14 protein-coding genes are annotated in these 25,039 nt (G+C 41.5%); 6 read left to right on the top strand and 8 right to left on the bottom strand.

Annotated elements, in window-relative coordinates; translation table 11 throughout:
* From K333_RS13305 to K333_RS0108550, 4 genes are all read left to right on the top strand, one after another.
* Positions 1-354: hypothetical protein (locus K333_RS13305; RefSeq protein WP_027452572.1), on the top strand; the 354-nt coding region annotated here is incomplete at its 5' end.
* Between the two features lie 183 nt (positions 355-537).
* Positions 538-636, top strand: coding sequence for a smalltalk protein (locus tag K333_RS13200; RefSeq protein WP_154653026.1), 99 nt, complete (start codon positions 538-540; stop codon positions 634-636).
* A 718-nt stretch (positions 637-1,354) separates the two neighbouring features.
* On the top strand, positions 1,355-4,660 hold the full coding sequence (locus K333_RS0108555; RefSeq protein ID WP_024990440.1) for a SusC/RagA family TonB-linked outer membrane protein: 3,306 nt from the start codon (positions 1,355-1,357) through the stop codon (positions 4,658-4,660).
* Positions 4,661-4,700: 40 nt separating this feature from the next.
* Positions 4,701-6,839 (top strand): RagB/SusD family nutrient uptake outer membrane protein, encoded by a 2,139-nt coding sequence (locus K333_RS0108550; RefSeq protein WP_024990439.1) that lies wholly within the window; start codon positions 4,701-4,703, stop codon positions 6,837-6,839.
* Positions 6,840-7,060: 221 nt separating this feature from the next.
* Here the strand turns inward: K333_RS0108550 and K333_RS0108545 are convergent, their stop codons facing one another.
* The 5 genes from K333_RS0108545 to K333_RS0108525 form a co-directional block, all read right to left on the bottom strand.
* Positions 7,061-8,095, bottom strand: a complete 1,035-nt coding sequence (locus K333_RS0108545; protein ID WP_024990438.1) for a threonine aldolase family protein — start codon at positions 8,093-8,095, stop codon at positions 7,061-7,063.
* Positions 8,096-8,276: 181 nt separating this feature from the next.
* A complete protein-coding gene (locus K333_RS12710) occupies positions 8,277-9,539 on the bottom strand; it encodes an IPT/TIG domain-containing protein (RefSeq protein WP_024990437.1) in 1,263 nt (420 codons plus the stop codon).
* 44 nt (positions 9,540-9,583) lie between these two features.
* Positions 9,584-11,353, bottom strand: a complete 1,770-nt coding sequence (locus K333_RS0108535) for a SusD/RagB family nutrient-binding outer membrane lipoprotein (protein ID WP_024990436.1) — start codon at positions 11,351-11,353, stop codon at positions 9,584-9,586.
* Between the two features lie 17 nt (positions 11,354-11,370).
* The gene (locus tag K333_RS0108530; RefSeq protein WP_027452571.1) at positions 11,371-14,562 is read right to left on the bottom strand and encodes a SusC/RagA family TonB-linked outer membrane protein; all 3,192 of its coding nucleotides are present in this window, start codon (positions 14,560-14,562) and stop codon (positions 11,371-11,373) included.
* Positions 14,563-14,788: 226 nt separating this feature from the next.
* Complete coding sequence (locus K333_RS0108525) at positions 14,789-18,760, bottom strand: hybrid sensor histidine kinase/response regulator transcription factor (protein ID WP_244870421.1); 3,972 nt, start codon at positions 18,758-18,760, stop codon at positions 14,789-14,791.
* 181 nt (positions 18,761-18,941) lie between these two features.
* Between K333_RS0108525 and K333_RS0108520 the strand changes: the two genes are divergently transcribed.
* The gene (locus tag K333_RS0108520; RefSeq protein ID WP_027452569.1) at positions 18,942-20,108 is read left to right on the top strand and encodes a glycoside hydrolase family 5 protein; all 1,167 of its coding nucleotides are present in this window, start codon (positions 18,942-18,944) and stop codon (positions 20,106-20,108) included.
* A gap of 308 nt (positions 20,109-20,416) precedes the next feature.
* Here K333_RS0108520 and K333_RS0108515 read toward each other — a convergent pair whose 3' ends face one another.
* Entirely contained in the window at positions 20,417-22,030 is a 1,614-nt protein-coding gene (locus tag K333_RS0108515; RefSeq protein WP_024990435.1) for a formate--tetrahydrofolate ligase, read from the bottom strand.
* A gap of 293 nt (positions 22,031-22,323) precedes the next feature.
* The gene (locus K333_RS0108510; RefSeq protein WP_024990434.1) at positions 22,324-23,283 is read right to left on the bottom strand and encodes a bile acid:sodium symporter; all 960 of its coding nucleotides are present in this window, start codon (positions 23,281-23,283) and stop codon (positions 22,324-22,326) included.
* Positions 23,284-23,657: 374 nt separating this feature from the next.
* Between K333_RS0108510 and K333_RS0108505 the strand changes: the two genes are divergently transcribed.
* Positions 23,658-23,915 carry a hypothetical protein gene (locus tag K333_RS0108505; RefSeq protein WP_024990433.1) on the top strand — a complete coding sequence of 86 codons (258 nt, stop codon included), beginning with the start codon at positions 23,658-23,660 and terminating at the stop codon, positions 23,913-23,915.
* Between the two features lie 489 nt (positions 23,916-24,404).
* Here the strand turns inward: K333_RS0108505 and K333_RS0108495 are convergent, their stop codons facing one another.
* On the bottom strand, positions 24,405-24,935 hold the full coding sequence (locus K333_RS0108495) for an RNA polymerase sigma factor (RefSeq protein ID WP_024990431.1): 531 nt from the start codon (positions 24,933-24,935) through the stop codon (positions 24,405-24,407).
* Between the last annotated feature and the right edge of the window lie 104 nt (positions 24,936-25,039).

Raw genomic sequence — 25,039 nt, 5'->3', positions numbered from 1 at the left:
CCTTACACGGGGCCGGCTTCTGAAAAGCAGGTGGCACAGCAGAAGAAATTCGCGGCTCGTCAGGCTGTGGCTACGGCATGGCTCAACGCTAACAAGCCAAGCGAGCTGAATGGTGCTAAGGGGACCGAGGAGTATCAGTTGGCGCAACGCATCAAGAGGGCTAACGCGCTGTCGTGTGTCACTCAGGTGATCTACAAATACATGGACGGCGACAATACCATCAACTTGCCTAAGGAGGGCTCTGCTGCAAAGCCTTCGGTTTCTCCTCAACCCGAACAGGGCGGAAACGCTGGCGGCAGCGGTAGTTCTCAGGGCTCCGGCTCTGGCGACAATGGAGGCGGCTCTGAGGTGTAACATACCGAGGGTCTGCTATCGCAACCCCCGGTTATCACAGCGGCAACCCCTCTGGGGTATGTATCCCAGCTAGACATATCGACTATTCCCCGGAGGGGATACTTCTGCGACGCCCCCTCCGGGGTATGTATCTCGAGAGCGATGTCTTATATATTCAAAAAACAACATTAAAGCTATAGGAAAATGAAAAAGGAAACTTGGAAAACGATTATCCAACTGGTGGTCTCCATCTTGACGGCCATCGCCACCACCCTCGGCGTCACCAGTTGCATGAGAGGCTGAAATGAAAAATAAAGGTGCTACTTTCACAAGCAGCACCTTTCTACAAATTAATCTACCATAATTATATATAAGAACAATTCACTTTCCACCACACATTGCCTCCCGCAACTTGTTACAGTTACAGATGTTACAGTATGTTTATCCTAAACATATCTCATAATATGTCGGAACAACATCTTTGAGAGATCGGGATGGTCCTCGACCTTCTAAAGGGAATAAGAAAATCTTAACTTACTAATTTTTTATCCTCGATATATTGCTATCACATTAAAGTCCGTCATTTGAAATTTCATCTTATATATACCTGAGTTACAATCATCTTATTCGATATGCAAAATTAACAAAAAAATACAAATGTGGCAAATTTACACCCAATAATTATCATGAAACATTTTAAAATATTCGCAAATACACCAAAATATACCTTAATCGACTAAATATCAGGCAGATAAGCGACAAAATGAGACTGTAAAATAAGTGTATTCTGCATACTCAATACAAAGGTTCTGATACAAATATTAAGGTTTTTGTTACAAAAAATAAGGTTCGATTTCAAAAAATATGTTATATTTGCAACCGAAAAAGATACCAAAATGCGCAATAACATGAAAAACAAACAATGCGCTTGAATAAATAAAAGAGAAATTCGCAGAGAACAGGTTTTACAACCTTAATATCAATTTAATACTAACTAATAATAACCAATTTAGGTTCTTTTATGAAGTACTTTAAATCTATCGAAAAGCCGTTAGTATTACTATTCCTGCTCTGTTTATTCCCTCTCGGAATATCGGCTCAGAGCATCATCAAGGGATTAGTAAAGGACGCAACCGGTGAACCAATCATTGGTGCTTCGGTTAAGGTGGTTGGCACTAACGAGGGAGCAGTTACCGATCTTGATGGTAACTTCCAAGTGAATGCTGACCCTAACTCTAAATTATCAGTTTCTTATGTCGGTTTCTTGTCGCAAACCGTAAATGTGGCTGGTAGAAAGAACATTACTATCATTCTTAAAGAAGATTCTAAAACGCTTAACGACGTTGTAGTAATCGGTTACGGTACCATGAAGAAGAGCGATATATCTGGTTCTGTAGCTACAGTAGATCAGGAAGCCGTAATGAAGCGTATGCCGCAGAATATCGGACAGGCCCTCCAGGGTGCTGCTGCCGGTGTGATGGTTACTCAGCAGGATGGTTCTCCTGATGGTAAAGCTGCTATTCGCATTCGTGGTGTCGGAACCATCAATGGTGATGCTTCACCTCTTTATGTAGTAGATGGTGTTCAGGTTGGAACTAATGCAGACTTCGTGAATCCTTCTGATATCGAGCGCATCGAGGTGTTGAAGGATGCTTCTGCTACCGCTATCTATGGTTCTGCCGGTGCCAACGGTGTAATCATGATCACTACTAAGCATGGTAGCAAGGGCCACATGAATATTAACGTTACTGCTGACTTCGGTCTGCAGACTTTGCCTTATACGCTTGATGTCCTTGACATCGACACTTATGCTAAGGCTCTTCGCGAGGCAAAGGCTAATGATGGTGGTCATCTGGCTAACCAGGTTTGGGATGAGCAATATGATGGCAAGCGCAACGCTATCAACTGGCAGAAGGAAATGACACGTCCTGCTCTTCGTCAGCAGTATGGTGCTTCTCTGAATGGTGGTGCTGACAAAACTCAGTATAACCTTTCTTTCGGTTGGTTGGACGTTAACGGTCTTGTAGTAAATACGAACTATCAGCGCTTCACCACTCGTGCTAATATTACCAGTAAGGTGAACAAGTTCCTCGAGGTTGGTGGCGATATCAACTATACTCACAGTCAGAACAAGGGTAGTAACATGGCGTTGGGTAACAACCAGAACATGTCTTCTCTCCGTGACTTCGCTTCTTTAGCTCCTACCTTGGACTATACAGCTGATAATGTCCTTGGTGGTAACATTATCAATGTGAACCTCAAGAACCCTGACGGTACTTTTGGTACGGGCTACCAGCAGACTCCTAATGGATGGGAGGGTAACACAACTATCGGCGCTAACCCTTACGCTTCGCAGATGGAGAACGGTGAGCGCGCTCGCAATGGTTACGACCGTATCCAGACTACTGCTTACATCGACCTTACTCTACTCAACGTAAAACATCATAAACTAAGCGCTAAGAGCCAGGGTACTTATACTTATTGGGGCAACAATAGCTCTGACTATACTGGTGGCCGCCATCGTTTCAACTATATCAACGATGTCCTCACCGAAGTTCCTATGCACGATGACCAATCTTACGCTTTCTCTCTGAACAACTCTAATGGTTACAGTCTCGGTATTCAGACCTATCTCACTTACAATCTAAACTACGACATTCATAACCTTACTTTAATGGTCGGTAACGAGGTGAGCAAATCATGGGGGCAATGGGTAAGCGCAAGTGCACGCAACTTCCCTTCTCTGTATAACCGTTCTATCTCTCTTACAGAGAAGCCGGAAGATATACAGGGTAATGGTGCTTACAACGACGAAGCGCGTACTATCTCTTACTTTGCTCGTGGGTCATACAGTTTGATGGATCGTTACATCTTGACTGCTACTATCCGTCGTGATGGTTCTTCTAACTTCAGTTCTGGTAACCGTTGGGGTACTTTCCCTTCTGTAGCTGGTGCTTGGCGTATTTCTGAGGAACCTTTCATGAAGAATGTAAAGTATGTCAACAACTTGAAACTTCGTCTCGGTTGGGGTCAGACTGGTAATGCTGGTAACATGGCTGGTAAGGCTGTTGCTGCCCTTAGCGCTGATGCTGCTTGCAATACATATGGAGAAAATGGCGTTTCTGGTGCTTTCGGTGGTAACCGTAATCGTCAGACTGGTTGGTTCGCTCCGCTTGTCGATACTAACTTGAAGTGGGAAACTACAGAGATGACTAACATCGGTCTTGATTTCGGTTTGCTCGATTGTATCGATGTTACCTTGGATTACTTCATCAAGAATACTAAAGACCTTCTGCTCTTCCAGCAGATTCGTCCTACAGCTGGTTTCACGCAGATCTACACGAACTATGGTACTATCCAGAACAAGGGCTTTGAGTTCTCTATCGGTTACCACAAGCAAGTGAACAAGGACTTTGGATTCAACGTTCGCTTGAATGGTTCTACCATCAGTAACAAGGTAAAGAAGATGGGTGAGCCTCTGTACAACACGGCTTCTGGCAACAATGGCGCTAGTGCATACGATGGTTCTCAGGTAGGTGCTATCGATGGTAGCGGTTACTGGAACAATCACTCTATCTGTAGAGAGGGTGAAGCTGTAGGTTCTTTCTATGGTTACGTAACTGATGGTATCATCAAGGATCAGGCTGACCTCGAAGCCTATAAGGCTTACTTTACCGATCCTTCTGGTAAGTTCCAGGATGCTGAATCTAAGGTTGATGGTGACCACCCATTGCAGATTGGTGATATGAAGTTCAAGGACCTTAATAATGATCATAAGATCGACCAGAATGACCGTGTCATCCTTGGTAATGGTTTCCCTAAGTTGAACTATGGTATCAACTTTGGTGCAAACTATAAGAACTTCGACTTCAACCTTTATATGTATGGTGTTTTAGGTCAGGATATTCTCTCTTACTCTGCTATGAAGATGAGTGCTATGGGTCAGCTCGACGACCAAACTACTCCTAACATCTTGCCTTCTGCTTACAATGCAGCATTCCGCAATGGTGAAGGTAGTCTTCCTCGCTTAAGTATCCTCGACCCTAACCGTAACTATCGTGTAAGCGATATGTGGGTTAAGAATGGTGACTTCCTCCGTCTGTCTAATATTCAGGTGGGTTACACCCTTCCTCAGGCTATTGCTACTAAACTCTCTATCGAAAAGGCACGTGTTTACCTTGGCGTAAGCAACTTGTTCACAATCTCTGGTTATAACAAGTATGGTGACCCTGAATGTGGTTCTGGTTCTGTACTTTATACTGGTCTGGATACTGGTCGTTATCCACAGCCTCGTACCTTTATGGCTGGTGTAAACGTAACATTCTAATCCGTCGCATTCTTTGTAAAATTATAATTCGAATACCAATATGAAAAATAAATATTATATTTTAGGAACAACATTTTGCGGATTGATGTCCCTCGGACTTACATCTTGCGATAATGATGCGTTTCTAGATGTTGAACACTATACTACTATTGATCCAAATGGATTGTTCGAGAAAAATGTCAATGCCGTGAAGGGTATCAATGGTGTGTATGATATGATGTATCCTAACGATGACTTTGATGGTGACTGGGGCTTCAAACCTAACTTGTTTACGGGTTGCCACCCTACCATCGATACGCAGGCTACCGGTTGGGATAAAAACTGGAACTCTCAGGCTTGGAATGCAAACTCTGCGGAGTTGCTCTCGGGATGGAAACAGGTTTATGCGGGTATCATGCGTGCTAACAACTATCTTGATGGTTTGGACAAAGCTGAGACTAATCGTGAATTTACCGAGGCTTATAAGAAGAGTCTCAGTGGTCAGGCTCATGCGCTTCGTGGTTTCTTCTATCATTGGTTGGCTACAACGTTCGGTCGTGTCCCTATGTTGGAGGCTGGCGAAAACTATATCAACACGCCTACCAAGAAACGCGCTGAGACTTATACTGAGATGTGGGACTTCATTATCTCTGACTTTGAACAGGCTGCCAAGGAATTGCAATGGACGCCTATGGATAATGAGTATGGCCGCGCTACAAAGGGTATGGCTCTAGCTTATCTGGGGGATTCTTATATGTGGAAAGCTTATCGTCTTACCGATGGTTCTAATGGTCAGACTAAGGATGAAGCTCAGGCTAAGGAACTTTACAAGAAGGCTGCTGAATGTTTCAAGCAAATCCTCGACAGTAAGACTTATAAGCTCAACGAATCTTTCACTACGCTTTGGGACCCTGCTTCTGCTTGGGGACCTGAGACTATCTGGTGCGAGCAACTTGATGAGGGTAAAAACTGGGGACAGTGGAATAACCTTACTTCTAAGTTGATGCTGAAATGGTATACAGCTTGTCCTGAAAATGGTGGCTGGGGTTCTCTGTTCCTCTCTTGGGAGTGGTACTCTAGTTACGAAAAGGGTGATAAGCGTCGCGATGGTTCTTGCTATACGGGTGCCGTACTCGAAGAAGCTGAAGCTAAAGCGCTCTATGAGAAGTACAAACCTCTCTATAATGAACAGAATGACGAGAAGTCGCCTATCTATTACAAGAACAATCCTTACTACTATGCTAGGGACTACAAAGCTGACGCTAAACCTTACAATATCGTAGACAAGACTTCTCCTGTTTATGGTAACAACCCTTATCTGCAGGAGCGTTTAGGCCATAATGGTATTGTTTACTGGACTAAGAAGGAACTCGATGAGTATCATGAGAATATGCACAAAGACCCTAAGAATTATCCTGACAAATACGATCCTAACAAGTGGTTCAAGCCAGGTGATCTTAAGGCTGTAACTTCAAAGACTGTCAACTATCACTTTACCAATGGTGAATGGGCTCCTGCTATCTGGAGTTCTAAGATGTGGCGTACTGCTTCTGCCGACTATAAGTCATGGGGTGATGGTCACTGGAGCCCTACTCCTATCTATTGGAAGCGTTTGCCTAACGTAATGCTCGACTATGCTGAATGTTTGTTCCGTACAGAAGGTGAGAACTCTACAGAGGCATGGAAGCAGATCAATGAGTTGCGTAATCGTGCATTCGGTAAACTTGAGGATGGTAATGAGAAAGCTCTTACCAATAAATATTTGCCTTACTATAACAGTTTCGCTGAATGGGTTGGCCGTGATGCGGAAGAGAATGTTCCTAATGGTTTCAAGAAGAAACTTTCTGCTTATCCTATTCCTTTCGGTAGCCATGGAAATACTGCCGAGGATGCCAAAACTTACTATACCGCTCTGAAGGCTAAGAAGGGCTTCACTTCTCCTGTATGGAAGGTTGCTGTAAACGAGGAGCGTCGTAAGGAGTTCAACTGTGAATGGTCTTTACGTCCTGATATGCAGCGTTCTGGCTACATGGCTGACCACGTGGCTCACAACTATCCTAAACGTCCTGCCGAGGCTAATATGGCAAATATTCCTTGGACTACTCGTGAATATGAATATGATGACTCTAAGATGGATATGCCTATCCCTCAGGATGAGATTTTGAAGAATAAGGATTGCGATCAGAACCCTAATTATTAATGGGAAATTAAAATACATTCATAGTTACTTTTTGCTATCGAGCAAAAAAAGTCAAAACTGTAAAGAGGACTGTGTTGTGAGGATACGGTCCTCTTCTTTTATATGTATGAACTAAATAAATTTACGAAGCCAACTACTTAAAGATGCATAGTTAACTTCGTAAATCAACATGATTATATATGTATGGCTAAATGATAACCATACAATCATTCTGGTAAATTTCAAATATTACTTAATGCTTCATCGAGTGCTTTGATATCTTCTTCGGTTGTAGCCCAACTGGTAACGAATCGACAAAGTATCTCGTTCTCATTGATCGGTTCCCAAACTTCAAAGGCTATCTTTTGCATCAATATCTTTTTCTGTTCCGGACTTAGTATAACAAACTGTTGATTGGTAGGTGAATCTATACCCATACGGAATCCGTGATGTTCAAAGACTGCCTTAAGCTTCATGGCCATCTGCATGGCGTGACGGGATATACGGAAATAAAGATCGTCGCTAAACAATGTATCAAACTGGATACCAAGCATGCGCCCTTTGGCAAGTAATGCGCCGTGGTTCTTCACAATGGTAAAAAGTCGCTTCGGTGCGCGGGTGTTCGTATAGACTACAGCTTCTCCAAACATCGCCCCTACCTTGGTTCCTCCAATATAGAAGACATCGCAATGCTTTGCAAGGAATGGTAAGGTTACGTCACACTTATCTGAAGCTAACGCATAGCCTAGACGGGCTCCATCGATATAGAGATAAAGGGAATACTTACGACACACATCATAGATATCGGCAATTTCTTGCTTGGTATACAATCCGCCAAGTTCTGTAGGGAAAGTGATGTACACCATTCCTGGCTGTACCATGTGACGACTACTCTCATCGACTGTAAAGGCTGCCATATATTTCTCGAGTTGGTCGGCTTTCAACTTGCCATCAGCACTTGGTAATGCGATGACCTTGTGACTAAAAGCTTCTATGGCTCCTGCCTCGTGAACATTGATATGACCCGTATCTACACAAATTACTCCCTCATAGTTACACAATAGCGAATCTATGACCGTACTATTGGTTTGCGTACCTCCTACAAGGAAGAAAATGTCTGCTTCTTCGAGTTCACATGCTCTCTTAATTTTCGCTTTTGCCTGCTCGCAATAGGGATCAAATCCATATCCACTAGTTTTGTCATTGTTGGTTTCTATGAGTCTTCTTAAAATCGCAGGCTCTACGCCATTGTTGTAATCACTTTCAAACGATATCATAATGTTTCTCTTATAATTGGTGCAAAAGTACAAAAAAAATAGGATTACAAGAAAATATATCGTGAATATATGAATTGTGAAATACAAAAAAATCGTACTACTCAAGAATTCATCTTGAAGTAGTACGATTGTTATTTGATGTGTTTGGCAAGATTAGATGATAATCTCACCAACACAACGCTTACTTATAAGAAATCATTGTAATCGCATAACCATAACCTGACATGCGGAAACCATGATTCTTGATAATATCTACGTCCTTATCAGAGAGTGTGATCTCTGCAATGCCCTTCTCTCCTACGGCACCATTCAGCTTGTAGTCGTTTGCGTACTCTGGGAAGACAAAATCCCAGTCACCCATGAAACGAATCTGATGATAGTTTTCACCATTAGGGTCGTTAAGGACATATCCTACCTTGATCTTCATGCCGACCTTTGCAGCCGCTGTAATCTGACCGTTTACCTGATCGAATACATTCCAATTGACACCAAATCCGTCTGCATTCTCCCAGATAATCTTCTCGCTGAGAACTGTAAGGCGACCCTTTGTGACCATTTTGTTGTCTACATAGAATGATGCTGCACGACCATCCTTGGTTGTGGCTGTAACATCATACTCGCCAGCAGCCAAATTACCAATGTTCAAAGTAATAGAAGTGGCTGTCTGCTCGGTGATGTTTGCCTGTGTATCACCAACCTTAACAGAAGCTAACTTGTCGAGATTAAGACCTTTTAAGGTAACAACGCCGTTATCTGTGCGCAGGTCGCCATTAGCTACTAATACTGATGATGTGACATTGAATTTACCGACACCATACTTGAAACCGTCTGCGCCTACAAGAGATGCACGATAAGTACTATCCTTAAGGTCTGAAGGAACGGTAAAGCTGATTGCATCGCCATCAACCTTGACATTCTGTGCCTCTTTGCCACCTATGACGATACCAGAAACCTTATCAAGGTTCTGACCATGAATAGTAGCAGTCTTACCAGCAGCAACAAAGCGCTCTGTAATAGACTCATTCAATACTGGATCGCCCTCTGCAGGGTTTACCACAAGTTTAGTAGTACGAGAGGTAGACAATCCCTTAGTTGTAGTAGCAACGATCTTAAGAATATAAGTACCTGCTTCTACAGGCTGATTGATGGTTGTTCCCTCGAAAACCTTCTCACCATCAAGATACCAATCCACTGTTGTATAATGAATAGGTGTAGCAATCACTTTGAAGTTGAAATTGTCGGTACGGGTAATTGTCTTCAATACTGCAGGTTCACCGTTCACCCATTCAGGGATATCTGTGTTGAGGATTCGTGGAGAATCATTCTCATCAGCAGTAAAGAATGCCTCGTCACTCGAAGAACATGCGGTGAATGACATTGGGGCAGCCATCAACAAAAGCATTCCGAATGTACGGGCTGTATTTTTAATATAATTGAATTTCATAATTCTACGCTTAAATATTGATATTTTGTATCGAATTTGCAGATTTACTTCTTAGTAGGAGCATCAACATTTACATCGTTAGCATCCCACCACATACGCTTGTGCCAGTTGTCTGTACCACCAAGACGCTGAATAGCTTCATTATAGTTGACGGTATTATACTTACCCTCAAGCATTGGATATTTCAAACGTGTTGGAGTTGAAAGATCTGCATCATCATAAGTAAATCCATCATGAGTCTTGAAGTTCGCACGATTCTGCATAACAGGATAGTCTGAACGACGAAGGTTAGCCCATGCCTCTGAAGGATTCATCATGTGAAGAATCCATGCCTGAGTATTGATGGTCTCCTTAGGGTTGCTACCCAAAGGATTAGCAGCGATAAAGGTGTTGATCTCTTCATCTGAGATTTTCTCACTATTTGTGAGATAATAGTCGTTAAGAATCTCCATTGACTCTTTTACACCCTGTTCATAGAGAGCCTCGGCGCTACCAGCAACAGCCCATCCCTTAGTCTTAGCTTCGGCCTTGAGGAAGTTAACCTCAGCAGAAGTAATGAGGAATCCAGGACGATCTGGCATCTCAAAATCAATATTAAGTGCCGGACGAAGCATACGAACATCAAAGTTACCCGTGTTATAACCTGCTTCTGGATCTTGCTCAACAAGTTTTGCAAGTGTAGGAATCTCTGAAAGACTAGGGGCATTTACCCAATCTGTATACCATGCTGCACCTGGGTTACAAGCAGGCTCTTTCATATTGTTACGCTTAAAATAAGCTATGACATCATCGGTAAGATCATGGTTGCCTTCACGGTCTGGCTTAATCTCACTACGCTTAGGATTAACATAGTGACGGCAAATACGATACATACGTGGGTCACCGGTCTTCTCCATCAAGTTAACGAAAGTAGAACTTACGTAGGTAGGAGATGTAGGGTCTTGACCATAAAGGATCTCACCCAATGCATTTACACGGAAATCGTACTCCTCAGCACCTTTATAAAGAGTGAAAGCCTGATCAGAGTATCTTACAAAAGCATCCTCACTAGGTTTTACGATATAACCATGAACGTCGTTAAGAGCTTTCTCGAATTCCTTCTTAGCCTTCTCTGGTTCAACATCAGAGATACGCATAGCAAAACGCAAACGAAGACTATTAGCATAACGCTGCCATGCCTTTGTATCACCATCAAAGTTGGTTACATCACCAGTAATACGATCAGTGCCCTTATCCAACTGGTTTACACAAGAATCAAGTTCTGTGAAGAACCAGTTGTAGATGTCTTGCTGCTTATCGTATTTAGGGTTAGCAATACTTTCTGTATAACCCTTACCTGCCTCTGAACATGGAATATCTCCATAGATATCAGTAAGAACAGACATCAGATATACCTTATGGATACGTAAAACAGCATTTAAATTGAGTTTTCCACTCTCCTCTGTATTCTTGATAGCATCAACAAGGTTCTTGATAGCAACCGTATAGAAGCGATCCCATACAAGACGAGACTGGTCATCCTGAGCATGTACACTACCCGCATAATTAGTAACATTCCACGCTCCTGCGAAATGCTGTGTAAAACCGGTAATATAACTACGATAAGTATCCATCATGCTGAAATCACCATAAGTCTGAAGCAGACAAGTCGTGAGTTGGCTATTAGGATTGATAATAGGGCTTTTACTTGGATCGGTATTAACGATCTCCATATGCTCGTCAGAGCATGATGCCATGAAACCTGTTGCCAATGGTAGAACTAAGGCAAGGCACAAGCCACTCTTTTTGATATATTTATTAATGAACGTTTTCATTATTGTCAGTATAAAACTTAGAATTTGAGATTAACATTAAGACCGTAGCTACGGCGAGATGGCAATGAACCATACTCAAGGCCAAGACCAGATGTATTATAACCTGAATCTGGATCGATGTTAGGAATATTCTTCCATACAATAAATGGGTTACGAGCTACGAATGAAACAGTAAGACCCTTAACGAAGTTACCAAGCATCTGCTTAGGGAACTCATAACCGAAAGTAATCTCACGACATTTAATGTAAGAGTTATCATAGATGAACATAGAAGGTGCATTGTCGGCAGCACTTGTCCAATATGACTCTGGGTTTACAGGGATTGTATTCTTCTCATAAACTGTCTTGCCATCACTTGTTGTGGTAGCGATAACACCTGGTACGATGTAACCTCTAGCGTTTCCTGATGCACGCCACTCATCGATAGTCTTACCTGCTGCCATACGAGCCTCCTCAGAAGCATACCACTCAGCACGACCTTCCAATGTTTCCTTAGCCTTACCTGTCTGGAATGCAGAACGCATTGACATAGAGAATAAGTCAGCACCTACCTTAACATCGAATGATGCAGAAAGGCGGAAGTTCTTATATGTAAAGGTATGATACATACCACCTGTCCAGTCCCAAGATGCGTTACCTAGTGTGTGGGTACCATCTGCAACCTCAGGAAGACCTGTCTTGGCATTAATGATTACCTGACCATCTTCTGTACGCTTAAAGTCTTTACCGATGATACTACCATAGTTCTGACCAACCTCAGCACCTACGCTGACGCCACACCAAGTAGCCTTCTCAAGTTCGAAATAGTCCATACCGTCAACAAGTTTCTTTACCTTGTTCACGTTCTTAGAGAAGTTAACACCCATATCCCAAGCGAAATCCTTTGCCTGAATCAGTCGACCGTTGAGGGCAACTTCGATACCTTTATTCTGAATCTCACCAGCATTGATCAGACGATTTGGATAACCACTGGCTGATGAAGATGCCAAACGGATGATCTGATCGCGAGAGTTCTGGTTGTAATAGGTTACATCCAAACCCATACGATAGTTGAAGAACTTCATCTCAAGACCGAGTTCATAACTGCTGGTCATTGTTGGCTTCAAATCCTTATTAGGCTGTGTATAGTTGTTGATCATACCAATAGTATAACCAGGATAGCTATACTTAGCATTAGCATAGTTCAAAGCGAGCTGATATGGATCGGTATCGCTACCTACCTGAGCCCATGATGCACGGAACTTACCAAAATTGATAATCTTCTTACTTTTGAGGAACTCAGAGAATACTACACTACCTGATACAGAAGGATATACATAAGTATTATTGTTTAAAGGAAGTGTAGATGACTTATCAGAACGAAGTGTTCCCTCCAAGTAGTAGATATGCTTGTAACCCAAACTTGCGCTACCATAAACAGAATTAATCTGCTTATTATATGTACTAGGTGTAATATGCTGCTCAGAATAATTTTCAATAGTCTGAAGATTATCCATCTGCTGGTTACGACCTACGATGCAAGTTGTCTCATTGTTTACCTTAAAGAGGTTACCACCAAGAGTTGCATTCAAATCGAAATCGCCCCAAGAATGATTGTACAACATCAACAGCTCTGCATTTACCGTACGGTTATTATAAATATTCTGTGTAAGCGAACCAGCTGCGTTACCAGGAGTTGTTCTTGCGATGAAATCATTAAATGTCATCTTGTTGATGTCTGTACCGATGGTACCTTGCATCTTCAATTCCTTTGTAATGTTCCATGTTGCCTTACCAGTGAAGCGGAATACATCCTTCTTAGAATTATTACTATTTTTGTAAAGATCCCAATATGGATTCTTGTTATACTGGTCAAGACCATTCCAGTTAGCATAGGTTCCATCCTCATTCTGGTAGTGGGCAAGCCAAGCCTGATTATATGTACTAGCAAGAGTCATCAGGTTCTTACCAACATTACTCTGAGAATCACCCAAAGCGGGACGGTTCTTCACATCCTCACGTGTATAGTTAGCGGTAAAGTCGAAATCAACGGGACCATCAGATGTATTCACACGAAGGTTGAAGTTGTCACGACTCATATTTGTATTAGGTAAGATGTCTTTGTTACGCATATCGGTAACAGAGAAACGCATACCTGTCTTACCAGAACTTGCAGAAAGTACTGCTGTATTCTGCGCTGTAAGACCTGTACGGAAGAAGTTTGATGTGTTATCTTTATAGATTTGGAACGGACGAGCAACACCATCAAAGTAGGTTACCATATAATCATCAGCTTTTGGTCCCCAACTCATATTAGTACCTGACGTTGTTGTCTCAAGATACTGGCCCTTGTTACCCATACCATATACCTGCTGAATATTATCCCACTTAGCCAACTGAGTATCAACGGTAAAAGAACCATTATATTCAACGCTTACTTTATCCTTAGAAGCTTTCTTTGTCGTGATAAGGATTACACCATGAGAAGCGCGAGATCCATAAAGTGCAGATGCAGCAGGACCTTTCAATACGGTCATAGTCTCGATATCATCTGGGTTGATAGCAGAAATACCATCACCAAGGTCATATCCACCTGACTGACCAGCGCTACCAAAGTTTGTGTTATCCAATGGCACACCATCAATAACATAAAGTGGTTGGTTATTACCTGTCATCTCGGTATTACCACGAAGAAGAACACGGGTAGAACCAGATGCACCACCAGCTGTATTCTGTACGACCAAACCAGCTACCTTACCAGAAAGAGAGTTGATGACATTAGTTTCCTTAGCTTTGGTTAGTTCTTCTCCTTTTACCTCGCTCAGACCGTAACCAAGAGCCTTACGATCACGCTTGATGCCAAGAGCTGTAACGACAACTTCGTCAAGAACTTTCTTATCCTCTACTAGGGTAATTTTCATGTTATTGTTAGCCTTAACAACCTTGTCTTTAAATCCGACATAGCTAATAACAAGTTCTGTACCAGGTTTAACATCAATCTTGAAATTTCCATCAATATCGGTAATAACTCCCATACTTTTACCTTTAACCTTTACACTGGCACCGATAATAGGTTCGGTTCCATCTGTAACTGTTCCGGTAATTTCTGAAGATTGTTGAACGACAGCAACACCAGGAGTATTAGCTGCCATGATTTGTTGTACACTTGCAGGAAGAGCTAAAGCTGTAGCCGCAAGCATAAAAACAACTTTTCGATTGTTTGTCTTCATTTCTATATTTAGGTTTTGATAAAGTATTTAACGTTTTAACTATTTTCCCTCAAATTAGGTTTTGTCGAATTCCTCATTTACTTTTAATCACGTGGCAAAAATAGTTAAAAGAGGTAAAACGAAGGTTTGAATGCAAACAGAAAAGGTTTCAAAACTATCATATATACACATCGTATAGTTTTAAAACCTTTATCAACATACTTATAACTATTTGATTATCAACCAATTACTTACACTTACTCGGCGATACACCAAAATGTTTCTTAAACAAGGTACTAAAGTATTTAACATTCACAAAACCAGTTCTTACAGACACATCTAAAACACTATTACCTTGTTTCAAAAGTATCGCAGCACGTTCCAATTTTATCAGACGAATAAACTCTTGTGGTGCTTGAGAAGTAAGCGATTTCAATCGTCCATAAAAGAGCGTACGACTCATAGCCATCTCGGCACATAACTGGTCGATATTGAAATCTGCATCAGAAAGATTATCCAAAACAATACGTGTGGCCTTGTCGATAAACTCTTGGTCATCAACATCAAGTACCTTGGACGGTTGTTCTTCGTTTTGTTCCACAACCGACTGCGTATCAGACTTAGAATCTGTTGAGCCTTCCTTAACAATTCCTATCGAACGACCAAGATAGTATTGGCTCAATCGCAAACGATTAGCAAGTATACTATTAATCTTGGTTCGAAGAATTTCTGTGTCAAAAGGTTTCGTAATGAAATCATCTGCGCCAACCCCCAAACCTTCAATGATTGAGTCTCTACCGGTTTTTGCCGTAAGCAATATAACAGGCAACCAAGAAGTCTCTTTATTACTCTTAATAATTCTGCACAGTTCATCGCCCTGCATACCAGGCATCATCACATCACTTACTACGAAATCACAGAGTCCACCACCCTTTAGATATTCCAAGGCCTCCTCGGCACTTGCCACATCTATCACATGATAATAGTCTGAGAACGAAAGACGAATATAGGTACGCAACTCATCATTGTCATCAACAAATAACAATGTTGTGGAAGGTTTCGTTTTCTTTTCCGTCTCAAGAAGAACTTGGAAGGCTGTCTGTGCAAGTGACCCTTCATCACGAACACCCTTTGAAGGAGAAGCAACAGGATTTTCTGATATATATTTCCTTAGATGTTCATTACCTAACGGAAGCACCAACGTAAAAGTAGTACCTCTACCCTCCTCACTTACAAAGGTAAGTTTTCCACCATGTCGACGCACAAGTCGGCGCGCAAGCATCAAACCGAGTCCACTTCCTGCAACCTTAGAGTTTACCGCATTTTCTGCACGATAGAAGTTCTGGAAAATATGATGTTGGGCAGCCTTCGGTATTCCTATACCATTATCAGCAATTTTAAATGAGATATGATCAGATGAAACAGAAGTTGATATAACAACTTTTCCACCTTCCGGAGTATATTTTACAGCATTACTAATAAGATTTTGGAATATCTTATCAGCCATAGAAGCATCCATCCAGACGGTCAGATTCTCTGGACAATCGGAAATTTGTATATCTATATCCTTCTGATCTGCAACCAGTTGGAACTTAGCCTTCTGAGCATAAAGAAGACGCTTCACATGAAGTTCTTGCACATACATAACACCATCTTGATTATCAGACTTTTGGAAATCAAGCAACTGGGTAATCATCGTAAGCAACTTGTTACCATTATTTCGAGCGATATCCAAGAAATAACGACTACGCTGACTCAACTCCTGATCTTTTGCTATATCTGATAATGGAGCCAATATCAAACTTAATGGCGTTCGTATGTCATGAGCAGTATGGATAAAGAAGTTGATCTTCTCATCGAAATATCTACGTTGTAAACGTTCCTTATAATATACCCACACAAAATGGATGAAAGCGCCGAAAACAAGTAGATAGAATATCCACATCCACCAAGTATTATACCATGGTTCACGAACCGTTATCTCGATACTATGTTGTGATATGATTCGTCCGTCATTATGACTCAGAGCACGCACATGAAGGATATAATGTCCCGGTGGAAGATTCACATAACGGGCCGTTTGCGAATTACTCGGAACAGACCACTGTTTATCAAATCCATCAAGTTGATAACTGTATAATATATCGTGCTGATATTTAAAATTGATACTCTCAAAATGTACCAGGAAGGTATTCTGACGATGTGAAAGTATCACATCACTATCAGCCACCATCTTATAGATATCCTCATTAACCTCATCAATATCTTCTGGGTCTATACCGGAGACTTCAATTTGTGTAAAACGTAATGGGGCACGATAAGAAAGACGGTCGATACGACGTGGATCTATGATGACAGCACCATCATTACTACCCACGACAATACGCCCATCGAGCATATGCCATAACGACATACGTTTATATTCACGCTCCAAACCATTCACATAATTGATGTTTACCACTTCGTGGCTTTTAGGATAAACGAGTGCCAGACCGTGGTCTGTGCTCACGACAATACGTCCTCGTCCATCATTAGCCAAGGTATAGATGGTATTAGAAGGTAACCCATTGGCTGTAGTGAGATTGATAGCCTTACGTGTCTTCAAGTTATAATAGTACATACCACCACCATCGCTACCTATCCACACATGTTGGTCGTCAGCAAACAGAAGAGATTGTACAAAATTATTTCTATCAATATGAGGGGCTTCGGCATCAGTAAAATAGAGTTGTGTCTTCCCCGTTGACTGGTTCACGATATAAAATCCATTAGATGTACCCACAGCGATATTTCCATTGGAAATCTGCGTGATCACCTGTACTTGACTAATCGGATAATAATGTGCCTTATCGCCTTCCATACATACCAAATCACCATCTAAACAACCAATCCACACACGCCCCTGTCGGTCGGTAAAAAGACTAAATACATAGTCGGTCTTCAATTTTCCATTGGCTGCAGAATATACTTTATGGCTATCGCCTGACGGAGAGACAGCATAAACGCCATCTCCATAAGTTCCCACAAGAACCTGTCCATTAGCCGTACGGGTTAACGACAATGCCACCTTATTATATAGTCCATGACGCCAACTATGCGTGCGAGCATCATACACACTTATTCCACGGTCGGTGGCAAAGTACATCAATCCATCTGGTGATTGAATCACGGCATTAACACTATTGTTGAGCAAAGATTGCTGGTTGAGATACTCATGACGGATAATCGTAAGGACATTTCCCGTAGGCATAGCCATATCGACGCCACCGGAATAGCTACCTATCCATATATTACCAAAAGAGTCTCTACAGATACTATATACGCCATTACCATGTAACGCACTCCCTGTCTTGTCATCGGCATCGAAAAGAGGCCACACGGTTTTCCCCATCATATCGCCCGCATATACTCCGGCTCCATCAATACCGAAAAGCATGGTATAATTGTCTAATGGAGATATAGAGCGTACTGGATTAGTCGGTAATGTTGCAAGGGCTGGCATGGGAAGCTGTCGCCATGTATTCACATCAAACACCTTTACCCCCTCATGAAATGTTCCTACCCAGACAAGATGACTCAAGGGATTCAAATACATAGATTGTACTTGACAATGGGATACGACCAAACGATATTTTGATTGGGCAACATCCTTCACGAGAACGATTCCATTCTCCGTTCCAGCAAGATAGCCCACCTTACTGTTTACAATACATTCTATGGGGACATTTTTCACAATCCAATGCCCTTTTCCTTCTTTAGACATAAAATAAAGGCCTTGTGTCATGGCCATCAGCATAGAACCATCCGCGTTTACAAGCAAATGATTGAGCGAGACCCACCTACTCAACTCATTTTGCATGTTATACAGTTCCTCGAAGCGGTCGATGTAAGGATTGTATTTAGATATGTGTCCCTTATTATCGTAGGCAAAGATAAGTCCATTAGGCGCAATGGCGACATTCGATGAATGACCGCTGGCATCGCTGATACGGCTTTTTTCTGAAACCACATAATTGCGCACCATATATCCATTATATCTATCCACGCCCATCTTAGTACCAATCCAGATGGCCCCATCGTGATCCTGCACAATACCAAATACACGATTACTACTCAACCCTTCTTTTGTAGAGAGATTGGATAGCATGAACATATGGCGATCAATAGGTAGTTGAGCTGATGAAATCATTGAGAACAATATCCCGACAATTACCATCATACACCTTATTATATATATAATACCATGCTTCATTCAATTCTTGTATTAAAGAAATAACAAGTATCTGATGGCAAAATTACACAAAAATATTAGAAATCAAACCGCAAATGAGAGAAATCAAACCCTTTTCACATGAAAACTCACTAATTTTGCAAGCATAAAGCCAAAAATATAACCTAAAATGAAATTAAAACATATTCTAACAATCGCATCTCTTCTCGTAGCGACATTAGGCGAAGCACAAAGTGTAGGCCCAGATACAACTGGAATGAATATAGATGCTCACACATGGACTCGAAATGTACGATTAGGATGGAACTTAGGCAACCAACTTGAATGTGGTGGCACAGGATTAAATTGGGAAACGAGTTGGGGAAACCCTCGTGTAACAATAAAGACTATCAAAGCCGTGAAGGCTGCTGGTTTCAACGCGATCAGAATTCCTGTACAATGGGGACAGAATGTGGTCAACAAGGAAACCATGGAAATCGGGAAGAAATATCTCGACCGTGTACAAGAGGTCGTAGATTGGTGTCTTGCCGAAAATATGTGGGTAATTATCAACACGCATCATGAGAAATGGCTCGAAGAGAGTCCTTTCTATAAGGATCAGAAGGAGAATAATCGCAAACTTGCGGCCTTATGGCAACAGATTGCTACACGTTTCCGCGACTATGATGCGAGATTGGTGTTTGCCGGCATCAATGAGACACAGGTGAACTGGCAGGCTCCTACTCAGGAGAATACTGATGTCACAAATAGTTATAATCAGACTTTTGTGAATACCGTGCGAGCTACAGGTGGTAAGAATACTTACCGAAATCTGGTTGTACAAACGTATTCTTGCAATCCTCATTATGGTCTCAAAGGATTTGTAATTCCTACCGACCCAACACCAAACAGACTTTCGGTAGAGTTTCATTACTATAATCCTTATGTTTATTGTAGTGGAAAACTGCCTAAAGATGGTGGATTTTATTTCTGGGGAGATGCTTTCAAGGAATATGGCAAGACACCTAATGAGAATGAGACATCTCTCATACAGCTTTTCGATGAGATGAAAGCTAAATGGTATGATAAGGGACTCGGTATTGTCATGGGAGAATATGGTGTAAGTTCTCATTATACCGATGATGCAAACAAAATTGTCGAACAGGCCAACGAAACTTATTATCTCCAGAAGGTTACCAGTGAGGCTCGAAAACGTGGATATGCGCCTTTCGTATGGGACAACAATAAATTCGGAAATGGAGAAGAGCAATTTGGTATCTTCGACAGAAACGACCGTATGAAGGTAAAGAACACATTCTTCCTACAGGGGCTCTTAGAAGGAGCCAAAGATGAATGATCTAGCGATAAAGGAAAGATGAACTAGATGCGAACTCAATTTTACATAGTTGATTGATGAAGCAATATAAATAGAGAATGTTAATATTCACTTGTTATAATAATCACATAGAATAGTACTAAAAACTGTTCAAATTAAAGTAAGTATTTAGTGTAGTTAGAACTAGAAAATACTCAAAGTGCAATAGTTGTTTTTAGTTAGATTAGTAAATTAGGTTAAGCATAAGAGGAGTACTCCGTGACGGACTACTCCTCTTTATTTATTTAAATACATGAACGAAAAACTACTATCTCTGTTATATTGAGTGCTTACGATAACCCCGTAAGCACACCATCTACAACATCTATGCGCTCAGCCTGTGGGCTCTTTGGCAAACCAGGCATTCTAAGCATCTCACCAGCAATGGCAACGATCATACCAGCACCAGCATTCAACTCGACATCACGAATGGTGATATTAAAATGTTCCGGAGCTCCCATAATCTTGGCATCATCCGTAAATGAGTATTGTGTTTTGGCAATACATACCGGAAGATTCTCGAATCCCCACTCCTTGATTTGCTCAAGTTTACGCTTAGCAGTAGGTTTAAAGAGAACTTTATCAGCACGATAGATTTCTTGGGCTACACGAGAAATCTTATCTTCCACCTTCTCGTCAAGAGAATACACATATTCTATATGATCAGAAGGATTCGTACCAATCATATCCGTAATGACCTGAGCCAATTCCAGACAACCTTCTCCACCCTTCATGAAAGCTTCGTTGATAGCAAAGGCAACACCTTTCTGTTGACAGTGTGCCATAATTTCCTCCACCTGTTCATCCGTATCGGTAGCAAAACGGTTTAGCGTTACCACAACACGCTGATTCATCTTCTGCAGATTCTCGATATGTCGGTCAAGGTTATCCAGTCCATGTACATCAATACCACGTGTGGTACAAACCAAGACACAGACCACCGGATGAATCCCTGCGGTACGACACTTGATATCAAGGAACTTCTCAGCACCCAAATCTGCACCAAATCCAGCCTCTGTCACCACATAGTCACCATAAGTCATGGCCATCTTTGTAGCAATGATACTATTACATCCATGAGCGATATTGGCAAAAGGACCACCATGCACAAAAGCTGAAGTATGTTCAGTAGTCTGTACGAGGTTGGGATGCAAAGCGTCCATCAGCAAGGCAATGATACTTCCGGTAACACCCAACTGTGACACATGGAAAGGTTTACCCTCGCCATCGATACCAAGAATGATGTTGTCTATACGCTGGCGCAAATCTTCCTCATCACAAGAAAGGCAAAGGATTGCCATGATTTCACTGGCAGGAGTAATATCAAAACCACTCTCCATCGTCACACCATTCGACTTTTTTCCCAATCCGGTCACGATATTTCGGAGATTTCGGTCGTTCACATCAAGAACGCGCTTCCAAGTTACCTCTTTCATGAAGAAACCGTCATCACGATGCTGATAGATATAGTTATCCAAGAGCGCCGCAATCATATTATGGGCACTCGTGATGGCATGGAAGTCGCCCGTGAAATGCAAATTAATCTTCTCCATCGGAATCACCTGTGAATATCCACCTCCTGTGGCACCACCCTTCATACCGAAACAAGGGCCTAACGAAGGTTCACGCAACGCCAATACCGACTTACGATTCATACGATTAAGAGCCATACTAAGTCCGATACATACCGTCGTCTTACCGATACCAGCGCGTGTTGGCGACATGGCTGTAACGAGGATCAGATGCGATTTATTTACGCGCTCATCATCTATTAACGAAAAAGGAACTTTCGCAATATACTTGCCGTATGGTTCAAGTCCATCGGCGGAAATATTCAACTTTGATGCTATGTCAAAGATACTTTCTTTAGGTGTGCTCTGTGAGATTTCGAGATCAGATTTCATAATGTTTGACTAATTTGAAGGCAAAGGTACGAAATTTCCTTGGCTTACAAAAATATTATGAATAAAAGAACAATAAAAAATGATATCCTGAAAGAAAAAAGTTACAATTTGATAGTAGACTTCTTGAAAAAAAAATAGGATCCAACTATTTCACAACACTTGGACCCCCCTTTAACACTTATTACTTATATATTTACAAACTAAAAAAATTGATACAAAGATCAACTTATTTCCCGATACATTGCAAGTATTTTTGCGAATATTTAAATTATCTTACTATTTTTTATCCCAGATTACCATTTCAGATACCCATACTTACCTTTATACCATAATTGCAAGGCATTAATGATATTCTGCCAAATGACATATACACATGGAGCGATGGTCGCATAAGGGTTTAGGAACGACAAAGTAAGCCAAATTCCTACCACCGTATTTTTCTGTCCTAATGCTTGTCCTGCGCCAATACTGTCTCCATAATATCGGCCTACTGCCTTACCGATACTAAACTGTAAGATTGAGAGTACCAATGGAATCGCACATAGAGCTACCAATACCCATCCCGATACAGGCGCATGTAATAGACTACGCATCGTGATTCCCATGATGATAGATAAGTTAAAACTCCAGATATAGATTCCGATGTTATGGAATTGCTTAAGCCAGTTCACCCAACAAGGCAGATACTTACGACTTAGAAGTGCGAAAAACAGAGGTAGACCCAAAACCATCAACACACGTTTCATCACCATCCAAGCGGCAAAGGCGAAGGAAATATTGGCTCCCTTTTCTACCATCGGAAAAAGCAGCGGGATGATCACGATTGTGAAACAATTGGCTATGAGCAAATATATCGTGAGCGATGCTATATTGCCACCCAACTTTTCGGTTATTACCGGGGCCGCAGCTGCCGTCGGACAAATCACGCTAATAAAGACACCCTCCCAAAGCAACTTCATCGTCGTATCACCAGAAAGATTACAACCTATCATCGCCAGTATGGCCAGAGAGGTACGAATCATCTGCAAGATGAAATGCCACTTACGAGGGCGCATGTCGTGTACTTTTATCTTGATAAAAGTAAGATAGAGCATAAAAAATATATTTACAGGTAGAAAAGATACGAGTACCGGACCACAACTATCGCCAATGGGCACCAAGAATTCTACATTCGTAAACAATAAATACACCAGCGATCCCACAACGATACCTACCAGTAACGACCAGTCTTTTAGAAATTTTACTATACTCATATCCTTTTACCTTATTATATTGCCCATGACTCCGTCCATAAAAGTAAATCAAGAAGAATCAATAGCATATTTTGGTTGCAAAATTACAAAAAAGCAAACAAACAACTTTAAACAATATAAGGTTTTTATCATTAATAACGGATAAACTTACGATTTATTACCAAAATGGGCACCCCACACTACGAGACTTATAATTATTGATGGGGCATCATTACGTTATTCATAAAAAACGAATCACGGAAACGCAAAAAGAAGACTCTTAAAAGTACAATATTTCAAAATAAATAGTATCTTTGCAACATAAGAGGGAGTCTTTTCGATAAAAAAACAGAAAGAATAATAACATAAACAGCGATTAATCCAATATTTACAAGATGTCAGGACTTATAAATTATTTTAAGAAAAAACTGATGATAGACTATGCCGAAATCTATCAGAATGAGCGACAACGTCACATAGTGGTGCCTAAGGATTTCGAGCAACAAGTGTTAAGACTATTCGATGCCTATGAGAAGAAAGCTCACGAAGGACATTGGATAGAGAAGACATTTTGCAAACTAAATGGTAAGAGCTGGCATCGTATCGTGATAGAATCCAAGATTATCGTCATCCGAATGTTCTTCGGACAATAGAAACGAGAAAGGTAGGTTGGTGAAAGAAAAAATAAATCGTGTGAAAGACTAAGGGACTGGGGGTGTAGGAATTAAACTTCAGTTATTTCAGTTTTCAGTTCGTTTTTTGAGGGGTGTGTATTCCACTTGTTAGTAATTTTATCCAACTGCAGGCTTCATTTTTGTTTCCATAAGTCGCTTAGTTCTATAGAGTTTCGCACATTAAAGCGACACAACGCATCATCACCATTTGGGGATGTTGTATCTTTGCTATCGCAATTCTGAAGGACAGGGAGCAGCGCTCTCCCATCCCGAAAGCATCCCGAAGGCATCCCGAAGATTTGTGAGGAGACGGCCAAATGGACCTGAGGGATTATTTTTTTGACTGTTATTACTACACCCCTCGGCATAAACCAGTTGCATGAGTGCTAAAGGCAGCACAACACAAAAAAAGGCTGTCTCGAAAATCACTTCGAAACAGCCTCACAGTGTAATTATATTGATAATAGATTAGATTAGCAGTCGCCTCAAATAACCTCTCACCTCCTTGCGAGCTATACCCAACCGGTTCTCAACGGTCTTATAGCTCAACCCGAGTTCAGAAGAAATCTCGCTCACCTTCTTCCCGCCATAGATGTGAAGCCGATAAAGTCGCTGTTCTTTATCAGCCATGCGAGCAATTCCTCGCTCTAGGAGTTCCTCAATCTCATGCACAGAATATATCGACTCCACTTCGTTTCGCATGCGCATATCTTCATCCACCATCTGCCGCTGACGGAGTTTATGTTCAAACTCCTCAACCATATGATGATGACGCCAGTAATCGCATAGCAGATTACGCGCCACAGTATATACCAGACAGGGCAACGTGACCTCCGTGACCATCTTGTCCATCGTGAGCAATCGCTCAAAAATAGTCTGCACAATATCGTCCGTGGCCTCGCTATATTGCAAGCGCGAACCGACATAGCCTCTCACCTCTTCAAAATGCTGAGAATAATACGAGGCAATGATATCGTAACGTGACTTCTGGTTTTGCATGATTCTTTGTGAGCATTTCATTTTTTGTTCCGCTGGCAAATTTACAGAATCGTCGGTGGCTGTGCAACATTTGCATACCGAAAATCAGGCAGATGAAACATTTA

This window comes from Segatella albensis DSM 11370 = JCM 12258, from assembly GCF_000426565.1.
GTDB classification, from domain to species: domain Bacteria; phylum Bacteroidota; class Bacteroidia; order Bacteroidales; family Bacteroidaceae; genus Prevotella; species Prevotella albensis.
Note: the sequence above shows the minus strand (reverse complement) of the source record. Positions and strands in the feature narration are given on the sequence as shown.

Excerpts from the sequence above, each read along its gene's own strand:
- K333_RS13200 (WP_154653026.1), top strand. The coding sequence starts at position 538 with ATGAAAAAGGAAACTTGGAAAACGATTATCCAACTGGTGGTCTCCATC.
- K333_RS0108555 (WP_024990440.1), top strand. The coding sequence starts at position 1,355 with ATGAAGTACTTTAAATCTATCGAAAAGCCGTTAGTATTACTATTCCTG.
- K333_RS0108550 (WP_024990439.1), top strand. The coding sequence starts at position 4,701 with ATGAAAAATAAATATTATATTTTAGGAACAACATTTTGCGGATTGATG.
- K333_RS0108545 (WP_024990438.1), bottom strand. The coding sequence starts at position 8,095 with ATGATATCGTTTGAAAGTGATTACAACAATGGCGTAGAGCCTGCGATT.
- K333_RS12710 (WP_024990437.1), bottom strand. The coding sequence starts at position 9,539 with ATGAAATTCAATTATATTAAAAATACAGCCCGTACATTCGGAATGCTT.
- K333_RS0108535 (WP_024990436.1), bottom strand. The coding sequence starts at position 11,353 with ATGAAAACGTTCATTAATAAATATATCAAAAAGAGTGGCTTGTGCCTT.
- K333_RS0108530 (WP_027452571.1), bottom strand. The coding sequence starts at position 14,562 with ATGAAGACAAACAATCGAAAAGTTGTTTTTATGCTTGCGGCTACAGCT.
- K333_RS0108525 (WP_244870421.1), bottom strand. The coding sequence starts at position 18,760 with ATGATGGTAATTGTCGGGATATTGTTCTCAATGATTTCATCAGCTCAA.
- K333_RS0108520 (WP_027452569.1), top strand. The coding sequence starts at position 18,942 with ATGAAATTAAAACATATTCTAACAATCGCATCTCTTCTCGTAGCGACA.
- K333_RS0108515 (WP_024990435.1), bottom strand. The coding sequence starts at position 22,030 with ATGAAATCTGATCTCGAAATCTCACAGAGCACACCTAAAGAAAGTATC.
- K333_RS0108510 (WP_024990434.1), bottom strand. The coding sequence starts at position 23,283 with ATGAGTATAGTAAAATTTCTAAAAGACTGGTCGTTACTGGTAGGTATC.
- K333_RS0108505 (WP_024990433.1), top strand. The coding sequence starts at position 23,658 with ATGTCAGGACTTATAAATTATTTTAAGAAAAAACTGATGATAGACTAT.
- K333_RS0108495 (WP_024990431.1), bottom strand. The coding sequence starts at position 24,935 with ATGCAAAACCAGAAGTCACGTTACGATATCATTGCCTCGTATTATTCT.